The following is a 20,047-nucleotide window of genomic DNA, read 5'->3' as shown; positions in this document are numbered from 1 at the left end:
CGCTCGGCATCAACTGAACAGGCCACCGTCATCGGTGTCGATGACGATCGACGACAGGCTGATGTGCCGTGGCCGGGTCAGGGCAAAGATCACCGCCTCCACCACATCGCGGTTGGTGCCCTTCTGGCCCTTCTGGCGCTCGGGCACCTGCTGCCATTGCTCATCCAGGGGCGAGATGTCTTCCAGGTACGGCGGGTGCACGCACAGTGAACGCACCGGAGTGCCCTTGAGCATCTGGCGCAGGCCGTCGGCCAGGGCCAGTTGCCCGTGCTTGGCCGCGTAGAACGGCAGTGACACGCTGTGCAGCGGTGCATTGGGCAAGCCGCTGATGGAGCCGATGGTGACGATGTCCGGGCGCGTCGATGCCTTGAGCACCGGCAGCAGGCCCTGGGTCAGCAGGTAGGTGCCGCTGAGCGCCGCATCGATCACCCCCAGCACCTCGCCCGCACTGTGGGGCTGCTCGCTGGCTTCCAGCCACATGGCGCCGTTGTTGATCAGGATGTCGACCTGGGGCTGGCGCACGTGGATCTCGGCCAGGGCCGCCTTGACGCTGTCCATGTTGGCCAGGTCCACCACCACCTGTTCGGCCGTGGTGCCGGTACGTTCGAGGATCTGCGCAGCGACATCCGCCAGGGCCGCCCCATTGCGACCACAGAGGATCAGCTTGCAACCCAGGTCCGCCAGGCTGATGGCCAGGGCCGCCCCCAGGCCGCGACCGGCACCGGTGACCACCACAACTGCTGATTTGAGGTCCAACATCCCTTGCTCCTTGTCCGAGATAGATTGAGGCCGTGAGTCTATCCCCGGGCACCGGCCGAAGGGCCGGACAAGCGTTACCCGATATGTCCCGCCAGCCCGGCAACAGCCTGTACGCAAAGGGGTTTAGCCGCGGCGACGCTAAAGCTTTATCATGGCGCCCAGGTTTGCCCGAAGAGTCCGTCATGAAGTTCGCCATTGCCCTGTTCTCCGCCGCCCATGCGCCCTCCTCGCGCCGCGCCCTGCTGTTCGCCCAGGCGGCGCTGGCGGGCGGGCATGAGATTGTCCGGCTGTTTTTCTACCAGGACGGCGTGCACAACGCCTCGAACAGCATCGTCACGCCCCAGGACGAGCAGGACCTGCCCCGCCAGTGGCGCGAATTCGTCAGCCAGCACCAATTGGACGGCGTGGTGTGCATCGCCGCGGCCTTGCGCCGCGGGGTGTTGAACGCCGATGAAGCCAAGCGCTACCAGCGCGGAGCGGTGAATGTCGAGGCGCCCTGGGAGCTGTCCGGGCTCGGCCAGTTGCACGACGGGGTGCAGGCCGCCGACCGCCTGATCTGCTTTGGAGGGGCGTGAAATGGCCAAGTCTCTGTTGTTGATCAGCCGCCAGGCTCCCTGGTCCGGCCCCGGCGCCCGGGAAGCACTGGACATCGTGCTCGCCGGCGGCGCCTTCGACCTGCCCATCGGCGTGCTGTTTCTCGATGACGGCGTGCTGCAGTTGGCCCCCGGGCAGCAACCCGCAGCCCTGCAGCTCAAGGACCTGGGGGCCAACCTCCAGGCGCTGTCGCTGTTCGGCGTGGACGAGCTGTTTGCCTGCCAGGTGAGCCTGGCCCAGCGCGGCCTCGACCCGGCCGCCCTGAACTTCGATGAGGTAGAGCTGTTGAGTGCCCCGCAACTGGCCGGGATCATTGACCGTTATGACCAGGTGATCACCCTCTGATGTCGACCTTGCATGTGTTGTCCCACTCCCCCTTCACCGATACGCGCCTGGACAGTTGCCTGCGCCTATTGGGCACCGCCGATGCGTTGCTGCTATGCGGCGATGCGGCCTACGCCCTGCAGCCCGGCACCGCCGCCTGCAACGAGTTGAGCGCCCGCCGTGGCCTGAACCTCTACGTCCTTGACGAAGACCTCCAGGCCCGCGGCCTGGCATTGCCGGACTGGGCCAGGGCCGTGGACTATCCGGGTTTTGTCGAGCTGTCGATCCAGCATGACAAGGTCAATACCTGGCTATGAGCACCTTGACTGTCGGCCCCCGGGCCATCGAACTGGACAAGGACGGCTACCTGGTCAACCTGGAGGACTGGTCCGCCGAGGTGGCCGAGGCCCTGGCCACGGCGGAAGCACTGGAGCTCAGCGCCGAACACTGGGAAGTCCTCGACCTGCTGCGGGGCTTCTACCAGGAGTTCCAGCTGTCTCCGGCCACCCGCCCGTTGATCAAGTACTGCGCCCTCAAGCTGGGCCCGGACAAGGGCAACAGCCTGCACCTGAATCGCCTGTTCAAGGGCACCCCCGCCAAACTTGCCGCCAAGCTGGCGGGCCTGCCGAGGCCGACCAATTGTCTATGACCGAATTCACTCCCCTGCTCACCCAAACCCCTGCCGAGCATCCCTTCGCCCAGTTCGTGCGGATCCTGGGCAAAGGCAAGCGCGGGGCGCGCAACCTGACCCGGGAAGAAGCCCGGGAAGCCATGGGCATGCTGCTGGACGAGCAGGTCGAGGACACCCAGCTGGGGGCCTTCCTCATGCTCCTGCGGCACAAGGAAGAGAGCCCGGAGGAACTGGCAGGCTTCACCGAGGCCCTGCGCCAGCGCCTGAACGCCCCGCCAATCGCCCTGGACCTGGACTGGCCGACCTATGCCGGCAAGAAGCGCCACCTGCCCTGGTACCTGCTGGCGGCCAAGTGCCTGGCGCAGAACGGCGTGCGCATCCTGCTGCATGGCGGCGGCGCTCACACCGCCGGGCGCCTGTACACCGAACAGCTGCTGGAGCCCCTGGGGATTCCCCTGTGCCGTACCTGGCAAGCGGTCGGCAGCGCCCTGGACCAGGGCAACCTGGCCTTCATGCCCCTGGGGGACTGGGCACCGCAGTTGCAACGGATGATCGACCTGCGCAACACCCTGGGCCTGCGCTCGCCGATCCACTCCCTGGCGCGGCTGCTCAACCCCCTGGGTGCCCGCTGCGGCCTGCAGAGCATCTTCCACCCCGGTTACCAGGCCGTGCACCGCGACGCCAGCGGCCTGCTGGGGGACAACGTGATTGTGATCAAGGGCGACGGCGGCGAGATCGAGATCAACCCGGACGCCGACAGCCACCTGTATGGCAGCACCGGCGGCATCAGTTGGGACGAAGAGTGGCCGATGCTGTCGGCCCAGCGGCACGTCAAGCCGGCCAGCCTTGACCCCGAACACCTCAAGGCGCTGTGGCGCGGCGAAGCCGAAGACAGCTACCCGCAGCTTGCCCTGTTGGCGACCATGGCCCTGGCCTTGCGCGGCCTGGGCACGCCCCGGGAGCAGGCCTTCGAGTTGGCGCAGCAGTATTGGGATGCCCGGGACCGATCGATTTAATCGATCCTGACTGCCCAGTTTTTGCGCTTTTTGTTCGAACCCACAGGAATAGACTGCACTCCAACCCATATTGGCCGAGGAGCATTCCATGGGACTGCTGATCGAAGGACGCTGGCATGACCAGTGGTATGAAAGCAGCAAAGACGGTGCCTTCCAGCGCGAACAGGCGCAGCGGCGCAACTGGGTCACCGCCGATGGCCGGCCCGGGCCCAGTGGCGAAGGCGGTTTTGCCGCCGAGGCCGGGCGCTACCATCTGTACGTGTCCCTGGCCTGCCCCTGGGCCCACCGCACCCTGATCATGCGCAAGCTCAAGGGCCTGGAAAGCCTGATCGAGGTGTCGGTGGTCAGCTGGCTGATGGGCGAGAATGGCTGGACCTTCGACAAGAGTCACGGCTCCAGCGGCGATGCCCTCGATCAGTTGGACTTCATGCACCAGCGCTACACCGCCGATACCGCCGACTACACCGGCCGCGTCACGGTGCCGGTGCTCTGGGACAAACAGCAGAAACGCATCGTCAGCAATGAGTCGGCGGAAATCATCCGCATGTTCAACAGTGCCTTCGACGGCCTCACCGGCAACACCCTGGATTTTTATCCGCAGCCCCTGCGCAGCGAGATCGATGCCCTCAACGAGCGCATCTATCCGGCAGTGAACAATGGCGTGTACCGCGCCGGGTTTGCCACGTCACAACAGGCCTACGAGTCGGCTTTCGATGATGTCTTCGCCGAACTGGACCGCCTGGAGCAGCACCTGGGTACCCATCGCTACCTGGCAGGCGAGTACTTGACCGAGGCCGATGTGCGGCTGTTCACCACGCTGATTCGCTTCGATGCGGTGTACTACAGCCACTTCAAGTGCAACCTGCGGCGGATTGCCGACTACCCCAACCTGGCGAACTGGCTGCGGGAACTGTACCAGTGGCCGGGGATTGCCGAGACCGTGGACTTTACCCACATCAAGGGGCACTACTACGCCAGCCACACCACCATCAATCCGACGAGGATTGTGCCCAAGGGGCCGCAGCAGGATTTCAGCCGCGGCCATGATCGGCAACGGTTGAGTGGACTAGGGGTTTGGTGCAGGGATTGAGGACGCTCTCGCTGGCAAGCCAGCTCCTACATCGTGCCTGTAGGAGCCGGCTTGCCGGCGAAGCTTTTCAGACCTCGGACTGGGCGCCTTCGAACCAGGCCAGCTTGTCCCGCAGTTGCACCACTTCACCCACTATCACCAGGGTCGGCGCATGCACTTCATGCTCCGCCACCAGTTGCGGCAGGTTGGCCAGGGTGCCGGTGAACACCCGCTGGTTGACCGTGGTGCCCTGCTGGATCAGCGCCGCCGGGGTATCCGCGCCGCGACCGTGCTTGATCAACTGCTCGCAGATCACCGGCAGCCCCACCAGGCCCATGTAGAACACCAGGGTCTGGGCCGGGCCCACCAGATCGTGCCAAGGCAGGTTGGTGCTGCCGTCCTTGAGGTGACCGGTGACAAAACGCACGGATTGCGCGTAGTCGCGGTGGGTCAAGGGAATGCCGGCATAGGCCGAGCAGCCGCTGGCCGCGGTAATTCCCGGCACCACCTGGAAGGGAATGCCATGGGCCGCCAGTTCCTCGATCTCTTCACCACCACGACCGAAGATGAACGGGTCGCCGCCCTTGAGCCGTACCACCCGCTTGCCTTGCCGGGCCAGGTCCACCAATTGCTGGTTGATCTGGTCCTGAGGCACTGCGTGATCGGCGCGACGCTTGCCGACATAGATGCGTTCGGCATCACGCCGGCACAGTTCGAGAATCGCCGGCGCCACCAGACGGTCGTAGAGCACCACATCCGCTTGCTGCATCAGGCGCAGGGCACGGAAGGTCAACAGGTCCGGATCGCCCGGGCCTGCCCCCACCAGATACACCTCGCCCGTTGCCTCGGCCGCCTGCCCGTCGACCTTGGCCTGCAGCAGACGCTCGGCTTCGGCGCCCTGCCCGGCCAGTTGACGATCGGCGATCGGCCCCTGGAACACATCTTCCCAGAAGGCCCGACGCTGCTGCACGTTGGGCAACAGTTGCTTCACCTGAGTACGGAAACGCGCGGCCAGGCCGGCCAGTTGGCCGTAGGTGGCGGGAATCCAGGTTTCCAGCTTGGCCCGGATCAAGCGCGCCAGCACCGGCGCATCGCCGCCACTGGAGACCGCGATCACCAAAGGTGAACGGTCGACGATAGCCGGGAAGATCACGCTGCACAGGGCCGGGGCATCCACCACATTGACCGGCACGCAACGCCGATGGGCATCGGCCGAGACCTGAGCATTGAGGGCCTGGTCGTCAGTCGCTGCAATGATCAGGGTGCAACCGTCCAGATCCGCCTCGACATAGCCGCGCAGCAGCGACTCACCGCCACTGGCGACGATCAGTTGCTGCAATTGCGCTTCTATTTCAGGTGCAACCACCCGCAGCTGCGCACCGGCATCGGCCAGCAGGCGGGACTTGCGCAAAGCAATCTCCCCGCCGCCGACCACCAACACACGACTGCCGCGAAGCGTGTGAAACAGCGGCAGATATTCCATTTAGCCGATGACCTCAAGGCCAGCCATGTAAGGCTTCAGCACGTCCGGCACGCGGATCGAGCCGTCGGCCTGCTGGTAGTTTTCCAGCACGGCCACCAGGGTGCGGCCCACGGCCAGGCCGGAACCGTTGAGGGTGTGCACCAGCTCCGGCTTGCCGGTTTCCGGGTTGCGGAAACGCGCCTGCATGCGCCGGGCCTGGAAATCGCCACAGTTGGAGCACGAGGAAATCTCGCGGTACTTGTCCTGGCTCGGCACCCAGACTTCCAGATCGTAGGTCTTGACCGCGCTGAAGCCCATGTCACCGGTGCACAGGGCCAATACCCGGTACGGCAGTTGCAGCAGTTGCAGGACTTTTTCAGCGTTGGCGGTCAGGCCTTCCAGCGCTTCCATGGAAGTCGAAGGCTCGACCACCTGGACCATCTCGACCTTGTCGAACTGGTGCTGGCGGATCATGCCGCGGGTGTCGCGGCCCGAGGCACCGGCTTCACTGCGGAAGCACGGGGTGTGGGCGACGAACTTCAGCGGCAGTTGCTTGGGATCGAGAATCTCGCCGGCGACGATGTTGGTCAGGGACACCTCGGCGGTCGGGATCAGGTACAGATCGGCCTCGCCTTCGCGAGTGATCTTGAACAGGTCTTCCTCGAACTTCGGCAGCTGGCTGGTGCCCACCAGCGCCGGAGCCTGCACCAGGTACGGGGTGTAGGCCTCTTCGTAGCCGTGCTCGCCGGTGTGCAGGTTGATCATGAACTGCGCCAGGGCGCGGTGCAGACGGGCGATCGGGCCGCGCAGCAGGGCAAAACGTGCGCCAGACAGCTTGGCCGCGGTTTCAAAGTCCAGCCAGCCGTGGGTTTCACCCAGGGCCACATGGTCCTTGATCGGGAAATCGAAGGCCGTCGGCGTACCCCAGCGGCGCACTTCGACGTTGCCGTCTTCGTCTTCGCCGACCGGCACCGATTCGTGCGGCAGGTTGGGAATGCCCAGCAGGATCGAATCCAGCTCGCTCTGGATGGTTTCCAGGTCGGCCTTGCCGGAGGTCAGCTCGTTCCCCATGCGCTCGACGTCAGCCATCAACGGGGCGATGTCTTCGCCACGCTGCTTGGCCTGGCCAATGGACTTGGAGCGCGCGTTACGTTCAGCCTGCAGTTGTTCGGTGCGGGTCTGCACGGTCTTGCGCTGTTCTTCCAGCGCTTCGATGCGTGCCACATCCAGGGCAAAGCCGCGGGATGCCAGACGATCCGCTACGTCCTGGAGGTTGCTACGTAACAGTTTGGAATCGAGCATGTCGTTCTCTCGTTTATCAAAGTTTGGTCAAGGACAGGCCGGCCCAGGTAGCAAGCAGCCCGCCGAATACACTCAGTGCCGCATAGCCCAGGGCCAGCGCCACTTGTCCGCTTTCCAGCAGACGCACGGTATCCAGTGAAAAGGATGAAAAAGTCGTCAGGCCACCGAGGAAGCCCACTATCAATCCGGCACGCACTTCGATCGGCACTTCCGGACGGACCAGGAACAGCCCGTACAACACGCCGATCAGCAGGCAGCCCACGATATTAACGGCCAGCGTCGCGGTATAGAAGTGCCGCGGCCAATTGGCGTTGATCCAGTTGCCGGTGGCAAAGCGCAACAGGGTGCCGGCCACGCCGCCGGCGGAGACGGCAAGGATCAATGGGATCACGGTTTTCTCCGCTGCAGGGGGCTGGCTCGGTCTAGGGCCGCCAGGTGCTTGAGCTTCTCGCCGATCTTCAGTTCCAGGCCACGAGGCACCGGCTGGTAGAGCGGCAAGGGTTCGAGTTCTTCGGGGAAATAGTCTTCACCGGCGGCGTAGGCATCCGGCTCGTCGTGGGCGTAGCGGTATTCATCGCCATAACCCAATTGCTTCATCAGCTTGGTCGGGGCATTGCGCAGGTGGATCGGCACTTCCAGGGAACCGTGCTCGGCGGCGGCGCGCATGGCGGCCTTGAAACCCATGTACACGGCGTTGCTTTTCGGCGCGCAGGCCAGGTAGGTGATGGCCTGGGCCACTGCCAGCTCGCCTTCGGGGCTGCCCAGGCGCTCCTGCACATCCCAGGCCGCCAGGCACAAGCTCAAGGCGCGGGGGTCGGCGTTGCCGATGTCCTCGCTGGCCATGCGCACCACGCGCCGGGCCAGGTACAGCGGGTCGCAGCCGCCGTCGAGCATGCGCGCAAACCAGTACAGGGCGCCGTCGGGGTTGGAGCCGCGCACGGACTTGTGCAACGCGGAAATCTGGTCGTAGAACGCCTCGCCGCCCTTGTCGAAACGCCGACGGGTATCCTCCAGCAGGCTCTGCAACAGGTCGACGCTGATTTCGCCACCGTCTTCCGCCAGGTCCGAGGCATTTTCCAGCAGGTTGAGCATGCGCCGGCCATCGCCATCGGCCGCCGACAGCAGCATCTGGAACCCCTCATCGCTGAGGCTCAGCTGGCGCTTGCCCAGGCCCCGCTCTTCGCTCAGGGCGCGCTGCACCAGGCTGCCCAGGGCCGCTTCATCCAGGCTCTTGAGCACATAGACCCGAGCGCGGGAGAGCAAGGCGTTGTTCAGTTCGAACGAGGGGTTTTCCGTGGTGGCGCCGATGAAGATCAGCGTGCCGTCTTCCACATAGGGCAGGAAGGCGTCCTGCTGCGACTTGTTGAAGCGATGCACTTCATCGACGAAGAGAATGGTCCGCCGACCGTACTGCCCGGCCTGCTGCTTGGCGATCTCCACCGCCTGGCGGATCTCCTTGACCCCGGCCAGCACCGCCGAGACGGTTTCGAAGTGGGCGTCCGAGACTTCCGCCAGCAGCCGCGCCAGGGTGGTCTTGCCGACCCCCGGCGGGCCCCAGAAGATCATCGAATGCAGGGCGCCCTGTTCCAGGGCCTCGCGCAGCGGCTTGCCCCGGGCCAGCAGGTGCTGCTGGCCGACGTACTCGTCCAGGTTGGTGGCACGCAAGCGTGCAGCCAGGGGCTGGGCGATCGGGGCACTACGAAACAGGTCCATGGACTACCTTCGAAACCTCGCGGTTGCGGCTACTTACTCTTGGATCACATCGGCACCCTTGGGGATGTCGAACTTGAACTTGGACGCCGGGATCGATTCGTTGGCCTTGACCCCGGTGAACAGGATATTGGTGCGCTGGCCAACGCTGTCAATCAGTTGCATGTCGTTGATCATGCCGTTGCGAAACGACAGGCGCAGGCTGTCGAACAGCGTGTCCTTGGTTTTCGGCTTGAGGGTGAAGTCCATCACGCCACCGGCCTCCTTGGAGGTGATGTCGAAGCTTTCGCTGATCTTCGACACATCACCGGACAGCAGCAGCGCCGGAGTCTGGGTCAAGCGCTGGTCGAGCTTCTTGATGGTCACCTGCTCCAGGTCCGGGTCCCACAGGGAAACTTTCTGGCCATCGGAGACCATCAGTTGTTCTTGCGGTGCATCGGTGTGCCAGTAGAACAGGCCCGGACGCTGCAGGGACATCTCACCGGCGGTTTCCTGCAACTGGGTGCCGCTGCCATCCAGGGTCAGCTGGGAAAAGCGCGCGGTCAGGGTCTGGGACTTTTCCAGCAACTGGGTCAGGCGCGCCACGTCTTTCGGATCGGCGTGGGCCGACAACGTGGTCACGGCCAATACCGGCAGCAGCAACATGCGAATCAGGCGCATGGAATTCCTCATAAATGGATGGGTAGGCGAGCGGCGTGAGGTCACGCCGCGGGTGTCAAAACAGGGATCAGTCGCGCATCGGACCCGGCGCCAGCACTTCGCGTGAGCCGTTGGTGTTCATCGCGGTGACCACACCGGCCATTTCCATGGCCTCGATCATCCGCGCGGCGCGGTTGTAGCCGATCTTTAGCTTGCGCTGCACCGCCGAAATCGAAGCCCGGCGGCTTTCCAGGACGAACTGCACGGCTTCATCGTAGAGCGCGTCGGCTTCCGGATCATCGCCGTCGCCACCGCCGCTGCTGCCTTCGAAGCCGCTGCCGGCCTCTTCGACGCCGTTGAGGATGTCGTCGTTGTATTCCGGCGCGCCGCGCAGCTTCCAGGCTTCCACCACCCGGTGCACTTCATCGTCGGAGACAAAGGCGCCGTGGACACGGATCGGCAGGCTGGTGCCCGGCGGCATGTAGAGCATGTCACCGTGGCCCAGCAGCTGCTCGGCGCCCCCCTGGTCGATGATGGTCCGCGAGTCGATCTTGCTCGACACCTGGAACGCCATGCGGGTCGGGATGTTGGCCTTGATCAGGCCGGTGATCACGTCCACCGACGGCCGCTGGGTCGCGAGGATCAGGTGGATACCGGCGGCCCGGGCCTTCTGTGCGATACGGGCGATCAGCTCTTCGACTTTCTTGCCGACGATCATCATCATGTCGGCGAATTCATCCACCACCACCACGATGGTCGGCAGCTTGCTCAGCAGCGGCGCTTCGTCATGAATGCTCTCGCGGTTGTACAGCGGGTCGGTCAGCGGCGTGCCGGCGTCGATGGCTTCCTTGACCTTGGCGTTGAAACCCGAAAGGTTGCGCACGCCCATCTTGGCCATCAGTTTGTAGCGCCGCTCCATCTCCGCCACGCTCCAGCGCAGGGCGTTGGCTGCGTCCTTCATGTCGGTCACGACCGGGCACAGCAGGTGTGGAATGCCTTCGTAGATCGACAGTTCGAGCATCTTCGGGTCGATCATGATCAGCTTGGCGTCTTCCGGGCCGGACTTGAACAGGATCGACAGGATCATGGCGTTGACCCCCACCGACTTACCGGAACCGGTGGTACCGGCCACCAGCAGGTGCGGCATCTTCGCCAGGTCGGTGATGACCGGCCGGCCACCGATGTCATGGCCCAGGGCCAAGGTCACCGGGGACTTGAAGTTGTCGTATTCCGGGGTCGAGAGAACCTCGGAGAAGCGCACGATCTGCCGGTCTTCGTTGGGAATCTCGATGCCCACGGTGGTCTTGCCGGGAATCACTTCCACGACCCGCACGCTGGTCACGGCCAGGGAGCGGGCCAGGTCCTTGGCCAGGTTGGCGATACGGCTGACCTTGACCCCGGCCGCCGGCTGGATCTCGTAGCGGGTAATCACCGGGCCCGGGTGGATGGAGTCCACCGAAACCTCGACACCGAACTCCTTGAGCTTGATCTCCAGCAAGTGGCCGACGGCCGCCAGGGATTCGGGGGAATAGTTGAGCTGCTTCTTTTCTGCCGGGTCGAGGATCGAGATCGGCGGCAAGGTGCCTTCCACGGCGCTGTCGATGAACAACGGCACCTGCTTCTCTTTCTGCACGCGCTTGCTCGGCTCCGGCGCCTTGGTGGCGATCGGGGTGATCACCGGCGGCACCTGCTTCTCGCGCTCCGACATGTGCTTGCTCAGGGCCTGTTCGCGCTCGATGAGGCGTTCCTTGACCTTGGCCTGCTCACGCTTGTCGGCGACGTTGGGGGTCACCACCTCATCGACCCGGGCATCCACTTCACGCAGTTGCGCCACCAGTTGCTTGCGCTCCACGCGAGCGTCCCACCAGCGATTGGCGGCGCCCTGGAACAGTTCGAACAGGTCGAGGGTGATCTTGCCGGTGATGTCCATCACCTTGAACCAGGACAGGTCGGTGAACACCGTCAGGCCGAACAGGAACAGGGCAATGAACATCAGGGTGCTGCCCTGCACGTTCAAGGCATTCTTGGCCAGGTCGCCCAGGCTTTCGCCGAGGGCACCGCCAGCACCCGCCGGCAGCCCGGTGGCGGCATGGAAATGGATATGGGCCAGCGCAGCACCGGACAGCACCAGGAACACCAGGCCGATCAGCCGCCAGGAAAACAGCCAGCCGCTCCACTGCCAGGGCTCATGGCGCTGACGGAAGATCTGGTAGGTCTTGATCGCCAGCAGCAACGGGAAGATATAGGCGAAGTAACCCAACACCATAAACAGGATATCGGCGCTGTAGGAACCGGCGGGACCGCCGAAGTTCTGCACGTCTTCAATCTTGCTGTTATGACTCCAGCCCGGATCATCTTTCCCGTAGGTCAGAAGTGCCATCATCAGAAACAGGCACAGGGCTCCAATGGCAATCAACGCACCTTCCTTGAGTCGGTAGTGCAATTGTTGACGCCAGAGCGGAACAACAGGTTTAGGTGCTGCGGTGGATTTCTTCAAAACGCGTCTTTTCCTGCGCCATGGGCGCGTCCAACGGGTGATTGACTACAAGATACTGCTCAATCCGAGCAGGTAAATAAAGTTGACCGGCGTAACTGGGGCTACTTTTAACACTCTGCCCCTTGCTTCTGAAACAGTGCAATTCTGAATAAGCCTGGTACAGCGTCGTATTGTACGGGTTTGTTCAGGCCATGCCACTTCGCGACCGTTTGCCAAGCATAGTCAATTGCGCTGTACGGACTGTTCAATTGGAGCATGCATTCTCTTTTGTGACAAAGGCTTATGAGGTGTTTTTATGAACCAAGCGAAGCATTCACGCCTGATCATTCTGGGCTCCGGCCCTGCCGGTTACAGCGCTGCCGTTTATGCCGCTCGCGCCAACCTCAAACCGACGGTCATCACCGGCCTGCAGGCCGGCGGGCAATTGACCACCACCACTGAAGTCGACAACTGGCCCGGCGATGTCGAAGGCCTGACCGGCCCGGTGCTGATGGAGCGCATGCAAAAGCACGCCGAGCGTTTTGACACCGAGATCGCCTATGACCACATCCACACCGCACAGTTGCAGCAACGGCCGTTTGTCCTGATCGGCGACAGCGGCACTTATAGCTGCGACGCATTGATCATCGCCACCGGTGCTTCCGCCCAATACCTGGGCCTGCCCTCCGAGGAGGCCTTTGCCGGCAAGGGCGTCTCCGCCTGCGCCACCTGCGACGGTTTCTTCTATCGCAATCAAGTGGTGGCGGTGGTCGGTGGCGGCAACACCGCCGTGGAAGAAGCCCTGTACCTGTCCAATATCGCCAGGGAAGTGCACCTGGTGCACCGTCGCGACAAGCTGCGGGCAGAGAAGATTCTCCAGGACAAACTGTTCGACAAGGCCGCCAACGGCAATATCCGCCTGCACTGGAACCAGCATCTGGATGAGGTGCTCGGGGATGCCAGCGGCGTCACCGGTGCCCGCCTCAAGGACAGCCACACTGGCGCGACCACGGAGCTGGCCCTGGCCGGGGTGTTTATCGCCATCGGCCACAAACCCAATACCGACCTGTTCCAGGGCCAACTGCAGATGCGCGACGGCTACCTGCTGGTCAAGGGCGGCAGCGAAGGCAATGCCACGGCCACCGGGATCGAAGGAGTGTTTGCCGCCGGCGACGTGGCCGACCACGTCTACCGCCAGGCCATCACTTCAGCCGGCGCCGGCTGCATGGCCGCCCTGGACGCGGAAAAATTCCTCGACGACCACTGATCTCACGCCCTAGGCTTGTGGCGGGCCGCAATGCAAAGGCCTGCCACCGCCCTCCCCTGCCGTAAGTCTGGATGCCATGCTGACCTGGTTACAACGCAACTCCCTGGATTTCCCGCCACTGGAAAAAGCCATGCGCGTGCCCAATGGCCTGCTGGCTGCCGGCGGCGATCTTTCCGCCGATCGCCTGATCCGGGCCTATCGCCACGGCTGTTTTCCCTGGTTCTCCGAAGGCCAGCCGATCCTCTGGTGGTCCCCCGACCCTCGCACCGTGCTGTTTCCCGACGAGCTGCACATTTCACGCAGCCTGAACAAATTGCTGCGCCAGCAACGCTACCAGGTCACCTTCGACCAGGATTTCGCGGCGGTCATCAGCGCCTGTGCAGCCCCTCGGGCCTATGCCGATGGCACCTGGATCACCGAAGCCATGCAGCAGGCCTACCTGCAATTGCATCAACGCGGCCTCGCCCATTCGGTGGAGGTCTGGGACCAGGGCACGCTGGTGGGTGGACTGTACGGCTTGGCCATGGGCCAACTGTTTTTCGGCGAGTCGATGTTCAGTCGCGCCGACAACGCCTCAAAATTCGGTTTCGCCACCCTAGTGCAGCAGCTGCGTGACTGGGGTTTCGTGCTGATTGACTGCCAGATGCCCACCGAGCATTTGCACAGCCTGGGCGCTCGCTCCATCCCCCGCCCGGAATTTGCCGGTTACCTGGAGCGCCACCTGGACCAGCCGAGCCGCGCCATATGGGTTTCCTAGGCGGGTTTCACCGCTGTGGCTTACACTTAAACCCAAAGCTTATTCCGAGGGTTGACTCATGACCGAGTTGGCGCGCCTGAAGTTTTATGCCACTCAACCCCACGCTTGCAGCTACCTGCCCGACGAACAGGCGACCACCCTGTTTCTCGATCCTAGCCAGCCCATGGACGTGCATGTCTACGCTGATCTGTCGGAAATGGGGTTTCGTCGCAGTGGCGATCACCTGTATCGCCCCCACTGCCAGAACTGCAACGCTTGCGTCCCGGCGCGCATTCCGGCGGCGCAGTTCATCCCCAATCGCCAGCAAAAACGCATCCTCAAGCGCAACAGCGACCTGACGGTGCAGGCCGCCAAGCCTGGTTTCAGCGAAGAGTACTTCGATCTGTACCAGCGCTATATCGAGCAGCGTCACGCCGATGGCGACATGTTCCCCCCCAGCCGCGACCAGTTTTCCACCTTTCTGGTGCGCGACCTGCCGTTTTCGCGCTTCTACGAGTTCCGCCTGCACGGGCGCCTGCTGGCGGTGGCGGTCACCGACCTGCTGCCCAATGGGATTTCGGCGGTCTACACCTTCTATGAACCGGACGAAGAACGCCGCAGCCTGGGACGCTTTGCGATCCTCTGGCAGATCGGCGAGACCCTGCGCCTGGGCCTGGATGCGGTCTACCTCGGCTATTGGATCAAAAACTGCAAAAAAATGAATTACAAGACCCAATATCGCCCCATTGAGCTGCTGATAAACCAGAGATGGGTGATCCTCAACTAGAAGGCCTTGGCTTGAACCCCACTTTTCGGGCACAATGCACGCCGCTTTTGCCTGGCGCAGTTGCACCGGGCCATTCATTGGACACCGAGGGCTTTACTGCATGTCGAAAGAAGACAGCTTCGAAATGGAAGGCACTGTCGTCGACACCCTGCCCAACACCATGTTTCGCGTGGAGTTGGAAAATGGGCACGTCGTAACCGCGCATATTTCCGGCAAGATGCGCAAGAACTACATTCGTATTCTTACCGGTGACAAAGTGCGCGTCGAGCTGACGCCCTATGACTTGAGCAAAGGGCGCATCACTTACCGCGCTCGCTAAGCAAGTCAATACAAGACGCCCGGTTATGCCGGGCGTTTTTGTTCGCCTGAAGAAAACCCACAGCAGCTGGTTTGCCAGCGACTTCAAGCTCAAGAACGGTGCAAGGCGTGAAGGCCTGTTCGCCGGCAAGCCGGCTCCTGCAATCCGGCCCCTCCCTGCGAAGGTGCAAGGCTCGCAAGCCGAGCAAACCCCAGACAGCACAAAGGCACCCTCCGGTGCCTTTGGCGGTACTGCTGCGTTACGCGGCTATCAAGCCATCTCCGCCGTGGTTTCGAAATCGAAGGTCAGTTCGCCGTCCTTGATGTCGATGTGCACCACACCGCCATGGTCGGACAACTCGCCAAACAGGATCTCTTCGGCCAATGGACGCTTGATCTTGTCCTGGATCAAGCGTGCCATCGGACGCGCGCCCATGGTCACGTCGTAACCACCAGCGGCCAGCCAGCTGCGAGCGGCATCGGTCACTTCCAGCTGCACGCGCTTGTCTTCCAACTGCGCCTGAAGCTCGGTAAGGAACTTGTCCACCACGCTCTTGATCACTTCGTGGCTCAGGCGACCGAACTGGATAATGGTGTCCAGGCGGTTGCGGAACTCCGGAGTGAAACTCTTCTTGATCACTTCCATGGCATCGGAAGAGTGATCCTGATGAGTGAAACCGATGGAGGCTCGCGCCGCGGTTTCAGCACCGGCGTTGGTGGTCATGATGACGATCACGTTGCGAAAATCCGCCTTGCGCCCGTTGTTGTCGGTCAGGGTACCGTGGTCCATCACCTGCAGCAGCAGGTTGAAGACTTCCGGGTGGGCCTTCTCGATCTCATCGAGCAACAGCACACAGTGCGGCTGCTTGGTGATGGCCTCGGTCAGCAGGCCACCCTGGTCGAAACCGACATAGCCGGGAGGCGCACCGATCAGGCGCGAAACGGTGTGCCGCTCCATGTACTCGGACATGTCGAAGCGCACCAGCTCGATCCCCATGGCCTTGGCCAGTTGCCGCGCCGCCTCGGTCTTGCCGACACCGGTGGGACCGGCGAACAGGAAGGAGCCGACCGGTTTGTCCGGCGACTTGAGCCCGGCGCGAGACAGCTTGATCGCCGTCGACAGCGAATCGATCGCCGCGTCCTGACCAAACACCGTCAGCTTGAGGTCGCGCTCAAGGTTGCGCAGCAGCTCCTTGTCGGAACTGGTGACGTGCTTCGGTGGAATACGCGCGATCTTCGCCACAATGTCCTCGACCTGAGCCACCTCGATGCGCTTCACGCGCTTCTCGGCTGGTTGCAGACGCTGGTAGGCACCCGCCTCGTCGATGACGTCGATGGCCTTGTCCGGCATATGCCGGTCATTGATATAGCGCGAAGCCAGTTCCGCCGCAGCGCGCAGCGCCTCATCACTGTATTCGATGTTGTGATGGGCCTCGAAACGCCCCTTGAGTCCGCGCAGGATACCGATGGTGTCCTCGACCGAAGGTTCGGACACGTCGACTTTCTGGAAGCGTCGAGCCAGGGCCCGATCCTTCTCGAAAATGCCACGGAATTCCTGGAAGGTGGTCGAACCGATGCAACGGATATCACCCGAGGACAGCAGCGGCTTGAGCAGGTTCGAGGCATCCATCACCCCACCGGAAGCCGCACCGGCGCCGATGATGGTATGGATTTCATCGATGAACAGGATTGCCTGGGGGCGCTTCTTCAATTCGCCCAGCAGCGCCTTGAAGCGCTTCTCGAAGTCGCCGCGGTACTTGGTACCCGCCAGCAAGGCACCGAGATCCAGCGAATACACGACACTGTTGGTCAACAGGTCGGGCACCTGGTTGTCGACGATACGCTTGGCCAGGCCTTCGGCAATGGCCGTCTTGCCCACGCCCGCCTCACCCACCAGCAGCGGGTTGTTCTTGCGCCGACGAGCGAGGATCTGCGCTACGCGCTCAACCTCCTGCTCGCGCCCGACCAGCGGATCAATGCGCCCCTGACGGGCCAGTTCATTGAGGTTGCTGGCGTAGGCATCCAGTGGATTGCTCGAAGAAGACGATTCGCCGCCCTCTTCGTCCTGCATATCCTGCTCACCTTCGGAATGATCACCATGCCCCGGCACCTTGGAGATGCCATGGGCGATGTAATTGACCACGTCAATTCGGGCAACGCTCTGCTGTTTCAGCAGGAACACCGCCTGGCTCTCTTGCTCACTGAAGATGGCTACCAGCACATTGGCGCCGGTGACTTCACGCTTGCCCGAGCTCTGTACATGAAAGACAGCACGTTGCAGTACACGCTGGAAACCCAGGGTTGGCTGAGTCTCGCGATCTTCGTCATGAACGGGGATCAATGGCGTGGTGGAGTCGATGAACTCCTGCAGGTCGTGCTTGAGTTTGTCGAGGTTGGCTCCGCAGGCACGTAAAACAGTGGCGGCGGCCTCATTATCCAAAAGAGCCAACAGGAGGTGCTCGACAGTCATGAATTCATGACGCTTCGAGCGGGCCTCCTTGAAGGCGAGATTGAGGGTGACTTCGAGCTCGCGGTTTAACATAGCTTCACCTCATACCCAAGTGGTCGGCGTTAACCGTCCTTCTCGATTTCACAGAGTAGCGGATGCTGGCTTTCCCGGGCGTACTGGTTGACCTGCATGGCCTTGGTCTCGGCGATGTCGCGGGTAAACAATCCACACACTGCCCGCCCTTCGGTATGGACGGCCAGCATGACCTTGGTCGCCAGCTCGCGATTCAGGTTAAAAAACATCTCGAGCACTTCGACGACGAAATCCATCGGGGTGTAGTCATCGTTGAACAAAACCACCTTGTACATTGGCGGTGCCTGTAACGCAGGCTTGGCCTCCTGTACCGCCAAACCAGCGGAATCGTCGTCGTGCAAGTCCGGGCGATCCTGATTGAATGTTAGTCGAATCTGGCTGATTGCATGCATGGAAAGAAAGGTTCGTCAGTTGTGCAAATACAGTGGTGGGGGCGCCCTGGAAGGAATTCAACTCCGACCGCCGGGTCACCTTGACTATCGGCAAAACGGTGTTACAACCAATAGGGCCCACATTGGGTAATAAACGTCCGCGGCGTCAACCTTTTTACCAAGTTTGTCGGCGGATGAACTGGATGATACTCCAGTGATGGAGTCAGTTGCAGAGGGATATGAGTATGGCTAGCGGTAAGGTCAAGTGGTTCAACAATGCCAAGGGGTACGGCTTTATTAATGAGGAGGGCAAAAGCGATGATCTGTTTGCCCATTACTCGGCCATCGAAATGGATGGCTACAAGACCTTGAAAGCCGGACAGGCTGTGAGCTTCGAGATCATCCAGGGCCCCAAGGGCCTGCACGCGGTCAACATCAGCGCCTTGAAGGTTCCCGGCGAAATCGTGACTGCCGAGGTACAGCCTGAGGGCGCCTTGAGCTGATTGACCCAACATCCAGTCATTAAAAAACCGGCCGACTCAAGGGATTGAGTCGGCCGGTTTGCTTTGTGCGTGAATCAACCGCTTACATGTGCGAGATCAGCGCATCGCCGAACGCCGACGACGACAACAGGGTCGCACCCTGCATCAGACGCTCGAAGTCATAGGTCACGGTCTTGGCCGAGATCGCGCCGTTGGTGCCCTTGATGATCAGGTCCGCGGCTTCGGTCCAGCCCATGTGACGCAGCATCATCTCGGCCGAGAGGATCAGCGACCCCGGGTTCACCTGGTCCTTGCCAGCGTACTTCGGCGCGGTGCCGTGGGTGGCCTCGAACATGGCCACGGTGTCGGACAGGTTGGCACCCGGCGCGATACCGATGCCGCCCACTTCCGCCGCCAAGGCGTCGGACAGGTAGTCACCGTTGAGGTTGAGGGTGGCGATCACATCGTATTCGGCCGGGCGCAGCAGGATCTGCTGGAGCATGGCGTCGGCGATGGCGTCCTTGACGATGACGTTCTTGCCGGTTCTCGGGTTCTTGAACTGCATCCACGGACCGCCATCCAGCAGGGTCGCACCGAACTCTTCGGCCGCCACTTCATAGGCCCATTCCTTGAAGGCACCTTCGGTGAACTTCATGATGTTGCCTTTGTGCACGATGGTCAGCGAGTCACGGTCGTTGTCCACTACATATTGCAGCGCCTTGCGCGCCAGACGCTTGGTGCCCTGCAGGGAAACCGGCTTGACGCCGATACCGCAGTTCTCGTCGAAACGGATCTTGGTGACGCCCATTTCTTCTTTAAGGAACTTGATGACCTTGGTCGCTTCCGCCGAGCCGGCTTTCCACTCGATGCCAGCGTAAATGTCTTCGGAGTTTTCACGGAAGATGGTCATGTCCACGTCGCCAGGCTTCTTCACCGGGCTGGGCACGCCTTCGAACCAGCGCACCGGGCGCAGGCACACATAGAGATCCAGCTGCTGACGCAGGGCCACGTTCAGGGAACGGATGCCGCCACCGACCGGAGTGGTCAGCGGGCCCTTGATCGAAACCACGTAATCCTTCACTGCGTCCAGGGTTTCCTGAGGAAGCCAGGTGTCCTGGTCGTACACTTGAGTCGCCTTTTCCCCGGCATACACTTCCATCCAGGAAATCTTGCGTTCGCCGCCGTAAGCCTTCTTAACCGCAGCATCGACAACCTTGATCATGACCGGGCTGATATCAACGCCAATACCGTCGCCTTCGATGAAAGGGATAATCGGATTGTTAGGAACATTGAGAGAATGGTCTGCGTTGACGGTGATTTTGTCGCCGACTGCTGGAACCTGAATCTTCTTGTATCCCATGCTGAACTCCGTTGTGTGGATTGAACATCTGGCTGCGTTCGAGCGTAACCCAGTTGAATCTGGACGGGAACCTCATGTTCCACTCATCGACCGCAAAGCTGCGCAGTTCGCGGCCTACAAGCCTGAAAGCAAAGGGAAAAGTGCCAAAATCGAGCACCTCGAACGACTCTACGCCTGCCCCCTGCCTGCGACCTTTAGACCAATGGACGAGAACCGGTGCCCA

At 62.1% G+C, this 20,047-nt stretch carries 21 protein-coding genes; 11 read left to right on the top strand and 10 right to left on the bottom strand.

All coding sequences use genetic code 11. The features are described 5' to 3' along the window. Positions 1-9 precede the first annotated feature (9 nt). A complete protein-coding gene (locus tag U873_RS0101860; protein ID WP_025126615.1) occupies positions 10-759 on the bottom strand; it encodes an SDR family oxidoreductase in 750 nt (249 codons plus the stop codon). A gap of 182 nt (positions 760-941) precedes the next feature. Here U873_RS0101860 and tusD point away from each other — a divergent pair, with 182 nt between their 5' ends. The 6 genes from tusD to U873_RS0101830 all read left to right on the top strand — a co-directional run bounded on the left by tusD (position 942) and on the right by U873_RS0101830 (position 4,414). Beyond that, positions 942-1,334 (top strand): sulfurtransferase complex subunit TusD, encoded by a 393-nt coding sequence (gene tusD, locus U873_RS0101855; protein ID WP_025126614.1) that lies wholly within the window; start codon positions 942-944, stop codon positions 1,332-1,334. 1 nt (position 1,335) lies between these two features. Then, entirely contained in the window at positions 1,336-1,698 is a 363-nt protein-coding gene (gene tusC, locus U873_RS0101850) for a sulfurtransferase complex subunit TusC (protein ID WP_025126613.1), read from the top strand. Continuing rightward, positions 1,698-1,994, top strand: coding sequence for a sulfurtransferase complex subunit TusB (gene tusB, locus U873_RS0101845; RefSeq protein WP_025126612.1), 297 nt, complete (start codon positions 1,698-1,700; stop codon positions 1,992-1,994). The genes tusC and tusB overlap by 1 nt, the downstream gene beginning before the upstream one ends. Then, entirely contained in the window at positions 1,991-2,326 is a 336-nt protein-coding gene (locus U873_RS0101840) for a TusE/DsrC/DsvC family sulfur relay protein (protein ID WP_025126611.1), read from the top strand. The genes tusB and U873_RS0101840 overlap by 4 nt, the downstream gene beginning before the upstream one ends. Then, the gene (locus tag U873_RS0101835) at positions 2,323-3,324 is read left to right on the top strand and encodes a glycosyl transferase family protein (RefSeq protein ID WP_025126610.1); all 1,002 of its coding nucleotides are present in this window, start codon (positions 2,323-2,325) and stop codon (positions 3,322-3,324) included. The genes U873_RS0101840 and U873_RS0101835 overlap by 4 nt, the downstream gene beginning before the upstream one ends. Before the next feature lie 88 nt (positions 3,325-3,412). Then, positions 3,413-4,414 carry a glutathione S-transferase family protein gene (locus tag U873_RS0101830; RefSeq protein ID WP_025126609.1) on the top strand — a complete coding sequence of 334 codons (1,002 nt, stop codon included), beginning with the start codon at positions 3,413-3,415 and terminating at the stop codon, positions 4,412-4,414. Between the two features lie 67 nt (positions 4,415-4,481). Here U873_RS0101830 and cysG read toward each other — a convergent pair whose 3' ends face one another. The 6 genes from cysG to U873_RS0101800 all read right to left on the bottom strand — a co-directional run bounded on the left by cysG (position 4,482) and on the right by U873_RS0101800 (position 12,003). Then, on the bottom strand, positions 4,482-5,876 hold the full coding sequence (gene cysG, locus U873_RS0101825) for a siroheme synthase CysG (RefSeq protein WP_025126608.1): 1,395 nt from the start codon (positions 5,874-5,876) through the stop codon (positions 4,482-4,484). Continuing rightward, the gene (gene serS / locus U873_RS0101820; RefSeq protein ID WP_025126607.1) at positions 5,877-7,157 is read right to left on the bottom strand and encodes a serine--tRNA ligase; all 1,281 of its coding nucleotides are present in this window, start codon (positions 7,155-7,157) and stop codon (positions 5,877-5,879) included. It lies immediately after the preceding gene. Positions 7,158-7,173: 16 nt separating this feature from the next. After that, positions 7,174-7,548 (bottom strand): fluoride efflux transporter CrcB, encoded by a 375-nt coding sequence (crcB, locus tag U873_RS0101815; protein WP_011062165.1) that lies wholly within the window; start codon positions 7,546-7,548, stop codon positions 7,174-7,176. Further along, entirely contained in the window at positions 7,545-8,870 is a 1,326-nt protein-coding gene (locus tag U873_RS0101810) for a replication-associated recombination protein A (RefSeq protein WP_025126606.1), read from the bottom strand. Before U873_RS0101810 ends, crcB begins: the two co-directional genes overlap by 4 nt. 33 nt (positions 8,871-8,903) lie before the next feature. After that, complete coding sequence (gene lolA, locus U873_RS0101805; RefSeq protein ID WP_025126605.1) at positions 8,904-9,527, bottom strand: outer membrane lipoprotein chaperone LolA; 624 nt, start codon at positions 9,525-9,527, stop codon at positions 8,904-8,906. Positions 9,528-9,594: 67 nt separating this feature from the next. Then, positions 9,595-12,003 carry a DNA translocase FtsK gene (locus tag U873_RS0101800; protein WP_025126604.1) on the bottom strand — a complete coding sequence of 803 codons (2,409 nt, stop codon included), beginning with the start codon at positions 12,001-12,003 and terminating at the stop codon, positions 9,595-9,597. Between the two features lie 295 nt (positions 12,004-12,298). Here U873_RS0101800 and trxB point away from each other — a divergent pair, with 295 nt between their 5' ends. The 4 genes from trxB to infA all read left to right on the top strand — a co-directional run bounded on the left by trxB (position 12,299) and on the right by infA (position 15,091). Further along, positions 12,299-13,249: a thioredoxin-disulfide reductase gene (gene trxB / locus U873_RS0101795; protein ID WP_025126603.1), complete on the top strand. Its 951-nt coding sequence runs from the start codon at positions 12,299-12,301 to the stop codon at positions 13,247-13,249. 76 nt (positions 13,250-13,325) lie between these two features. After that, positions 13,326-14,006 carry a leucyl/phenylalanyl-tRNA--protein transferase gene (gene aat, locus U873_RS0101790; protein ID WP_025126602.1) on the top strand — a complete coding sequence of 227 codons (681 nt, stop codon included), beginning with the start codon at positions 13,326-13,328 and terminating at the stop codon, positions 14,004-14,006. Between the two features lie 58 nt (positions 14,007-14,064). After that, a complete protein-coding gene (locus tag U873_RS0101785; protein WP_025126601.1) occupies positions 14,065-14,772 on the top strand; it encodes an arginyltransferase in 708 nt (235 codons plus the stop codon). A gap of 100 nt (positions 14,773-14,872) precedes the next feature. Continuing rightward, the gene (gene infA / locus U873_RS0101780) at positions 14,873-15,091 is read left to right on the top strand and encodes a translation initiation factor IF-1 (RefSeq protein ID WP_002553999.1); all 219 of its coding nucleotides are present in this window, start codon (positions 14,873-14,875) and stop codon (positions 15,089-15,091) included. A gap of 249 nt (positions 15,092-15,340) precedes the next feature. Here the strand turns inward: infA and clpA are convergent, their stop codons facing one another. Continuing rightward, positions 15,341-17,611, bottom strand: coding sequence for an ATP-dependent Clp protease ATP-binding subunit ClpA (gene clpA, locus U873_RS0101775; RefSeq protein WP_025126600.1), 2,271 nt, complete (start codon positions 17,609-17,611; stop codon positions 15,341-15,343). 29 nt (positions 17,612-17,640) lie between these two features. After that, the gene (gene clpS / locus U873_RS0101770) at positions 17,641-18,003 is read right to left on the bottom strand and encodes an ATP-dependent Clp protease adapter ClpS (protein WP_011062173.1); all 363 of its coding nucleotides are present in this window, start codon (positions 18,001-18,003) and stop codon (positions 17,641-17,643) included. 224 nt (positions 18,004-18,227) lie between these two features. Here clpS and cspD point away from each other — a divergent pair, with 224 nt between their 5' ends. Further along, positions 18,228-18,485 carry a cold shock domain-containing protein CspD gene (cspD, locus tag U873_RS0101765; RefSeq protein ID WP_043274457.1) on the top strand — a complete coding sequence of 86 codons (258 nt, stop codon included), beginning with the start codon at positions 18,228-18,230 and terminating at the stop codon, positions 18,483-18,485. Positions 18,486-18,567: 82 nt separating this feature from the next. Here cspD and icd read toward each other — a convergent pair whose 3' ends face one another. Further along, on the bottom strand, positions 18,568-19,824 hold the full coding sequence (gene icd / locus U873_RS0101760) for an NADP-dependent isocitrate dehydrogenase (protein WP_025126598.1): 1,257 nt from the start codon (positions 19,822-19,824) through the stop codon (positions 18,568-18,570). Positions 19,825-20,047 lie beyond the last annotated feature (223 nt).

The sequence above is a fragment of the Pseudomonas sp. PH1b genome (genome assembly GCF_000633395.1).
GTDB lineage: Bacteria > Pseudomonadota > Gammaproteobacteria > Pseudomonadales > Pseudomonadaceae > Aquipseudomonas.
Note: the sequence above shows the minus strand (reverse complement) of the source record. Positions and strands in the feature narration are given on the sequence as shown.

Coding starts and splice junctions, on each gene's coding strand:
- U873_RS0101810 (WP_025126606.1), bottom strand. CDS start 8,870: ATGGACCTGTTTCGTAGTGCCCCGATCGCCCAGCCCCTGGCTGCACGC.
- tusC (WP_025126613.1), top strand. CDS start 1,336: ATGGCCAAGTCTCTGTTGTTGATCAGCCGCCAGGCTCCCTGGTCCGGC.
- U873_RS0101860 (WP_025126615.1), bottom strand. CDS start 759: ATGTTGGACCTCAAATCAGCAGTTGTGGTGGTCACCGGTGCCGGTCGC.
- U873_RS0101830 (WP_025126609.1), top strand. CDS start 3,413: ATGGGACTGCTGATCGAAGGACGCTGGCATGACCAGTGGTATGAAAGC.
- clpA (WP_025126600.1), bottom strand. CDS start 17,611: ATGTTAAACCGCGAGCTCGAAGTCACCCTCAATCTCGCCTTCAAGGAG.
- cysG (WP_025126608.1), bottom strand. CDS start 5,876: ATGGAATATCTGCCGCTGTTTCACACGCTTCGCGGCAGTCGTGTGTTG.
- tusD (WP_025126614.1), top strand. CDS start 942: ATGAAGTTCGCCATTGCCCTGTTCTCCGCCGCCCATGCGCCCTCCTCG.
- trxB (WP_025126603.1), top strand. CDS start 12,299: ATGAACCAAGCGAAGCATTCACGCCTGATCATTCTGGGCTCCGGCCCT.
- lolA (WP_025126605.1), bottom strand. CDS start 9,527: ATGCGCCTGATTCGCATGTTGCTGCTGCCGGTATTGGCCGTGACCACG.
- infA (WP_002553999.1), top strand. CDS start 14,873: ATGTCGAAAGAAGACAGCTTCGAAATGGAAGGCACTGTCGTCGACACC.
- U873_RS0101785 (WP_025126601.1), top strand. CDS start 14,065: ATGACCGAGTTGGCGCGCCTGAAGTTTTATGCCACTCAACCCCACGCT.
- cspD (WP_043274457.1), top strand. CDS start 18,228: ATGGCTAGCGGTAAGGTCAAGTGGTTCAACAATGCCAAGGGGTACGGC.
- clpS (WP_011062173.1), bottom strand. CDS start 18,003: ATGCATGCAATCAGCCAGATTCGACTAACATTCAATCAGGATCGCCCG.
- U873_RS0101840 (WP_025126611.1), top strand. CDS start 1,991: ATGAGCACCTTGACTGTCGGCCCCCGGGCCATCGAACTGGACAAGGAC.
- icd (WP_025126598.1), bottom strand. CDS start 19,824: ATGGGATACAAGAAGATTCAGGTTCCAGCAGTCGGCGACAAAATCACC.
- U873_RS0101835 (WP_025126610.1), top strand. CDS start 2,323: ATGACCGAATTCACTCCCCTGCTCACCCAAACCCCTGCCGAGCATCCC.
- serS (WP_025126607.1), bottom strand. CDS start 7,157: ATGCTCGATTCCAAACTGTTACGTAGCAACCTCCAGGACGTAGCGGAT.
- aat (WP_025126602.1), top strand. CDS start 13,326: ATGCTGACCTGGTTACAACGCAACTCCCTGGATTTCCCGCCACTGGAA.
- tusB (WP_025126612.1), top strand. CDS start 1,698: ATGTCGACCTTGCATGTGTTGTCCCACTCCCCCTTCACCGATACGCGC.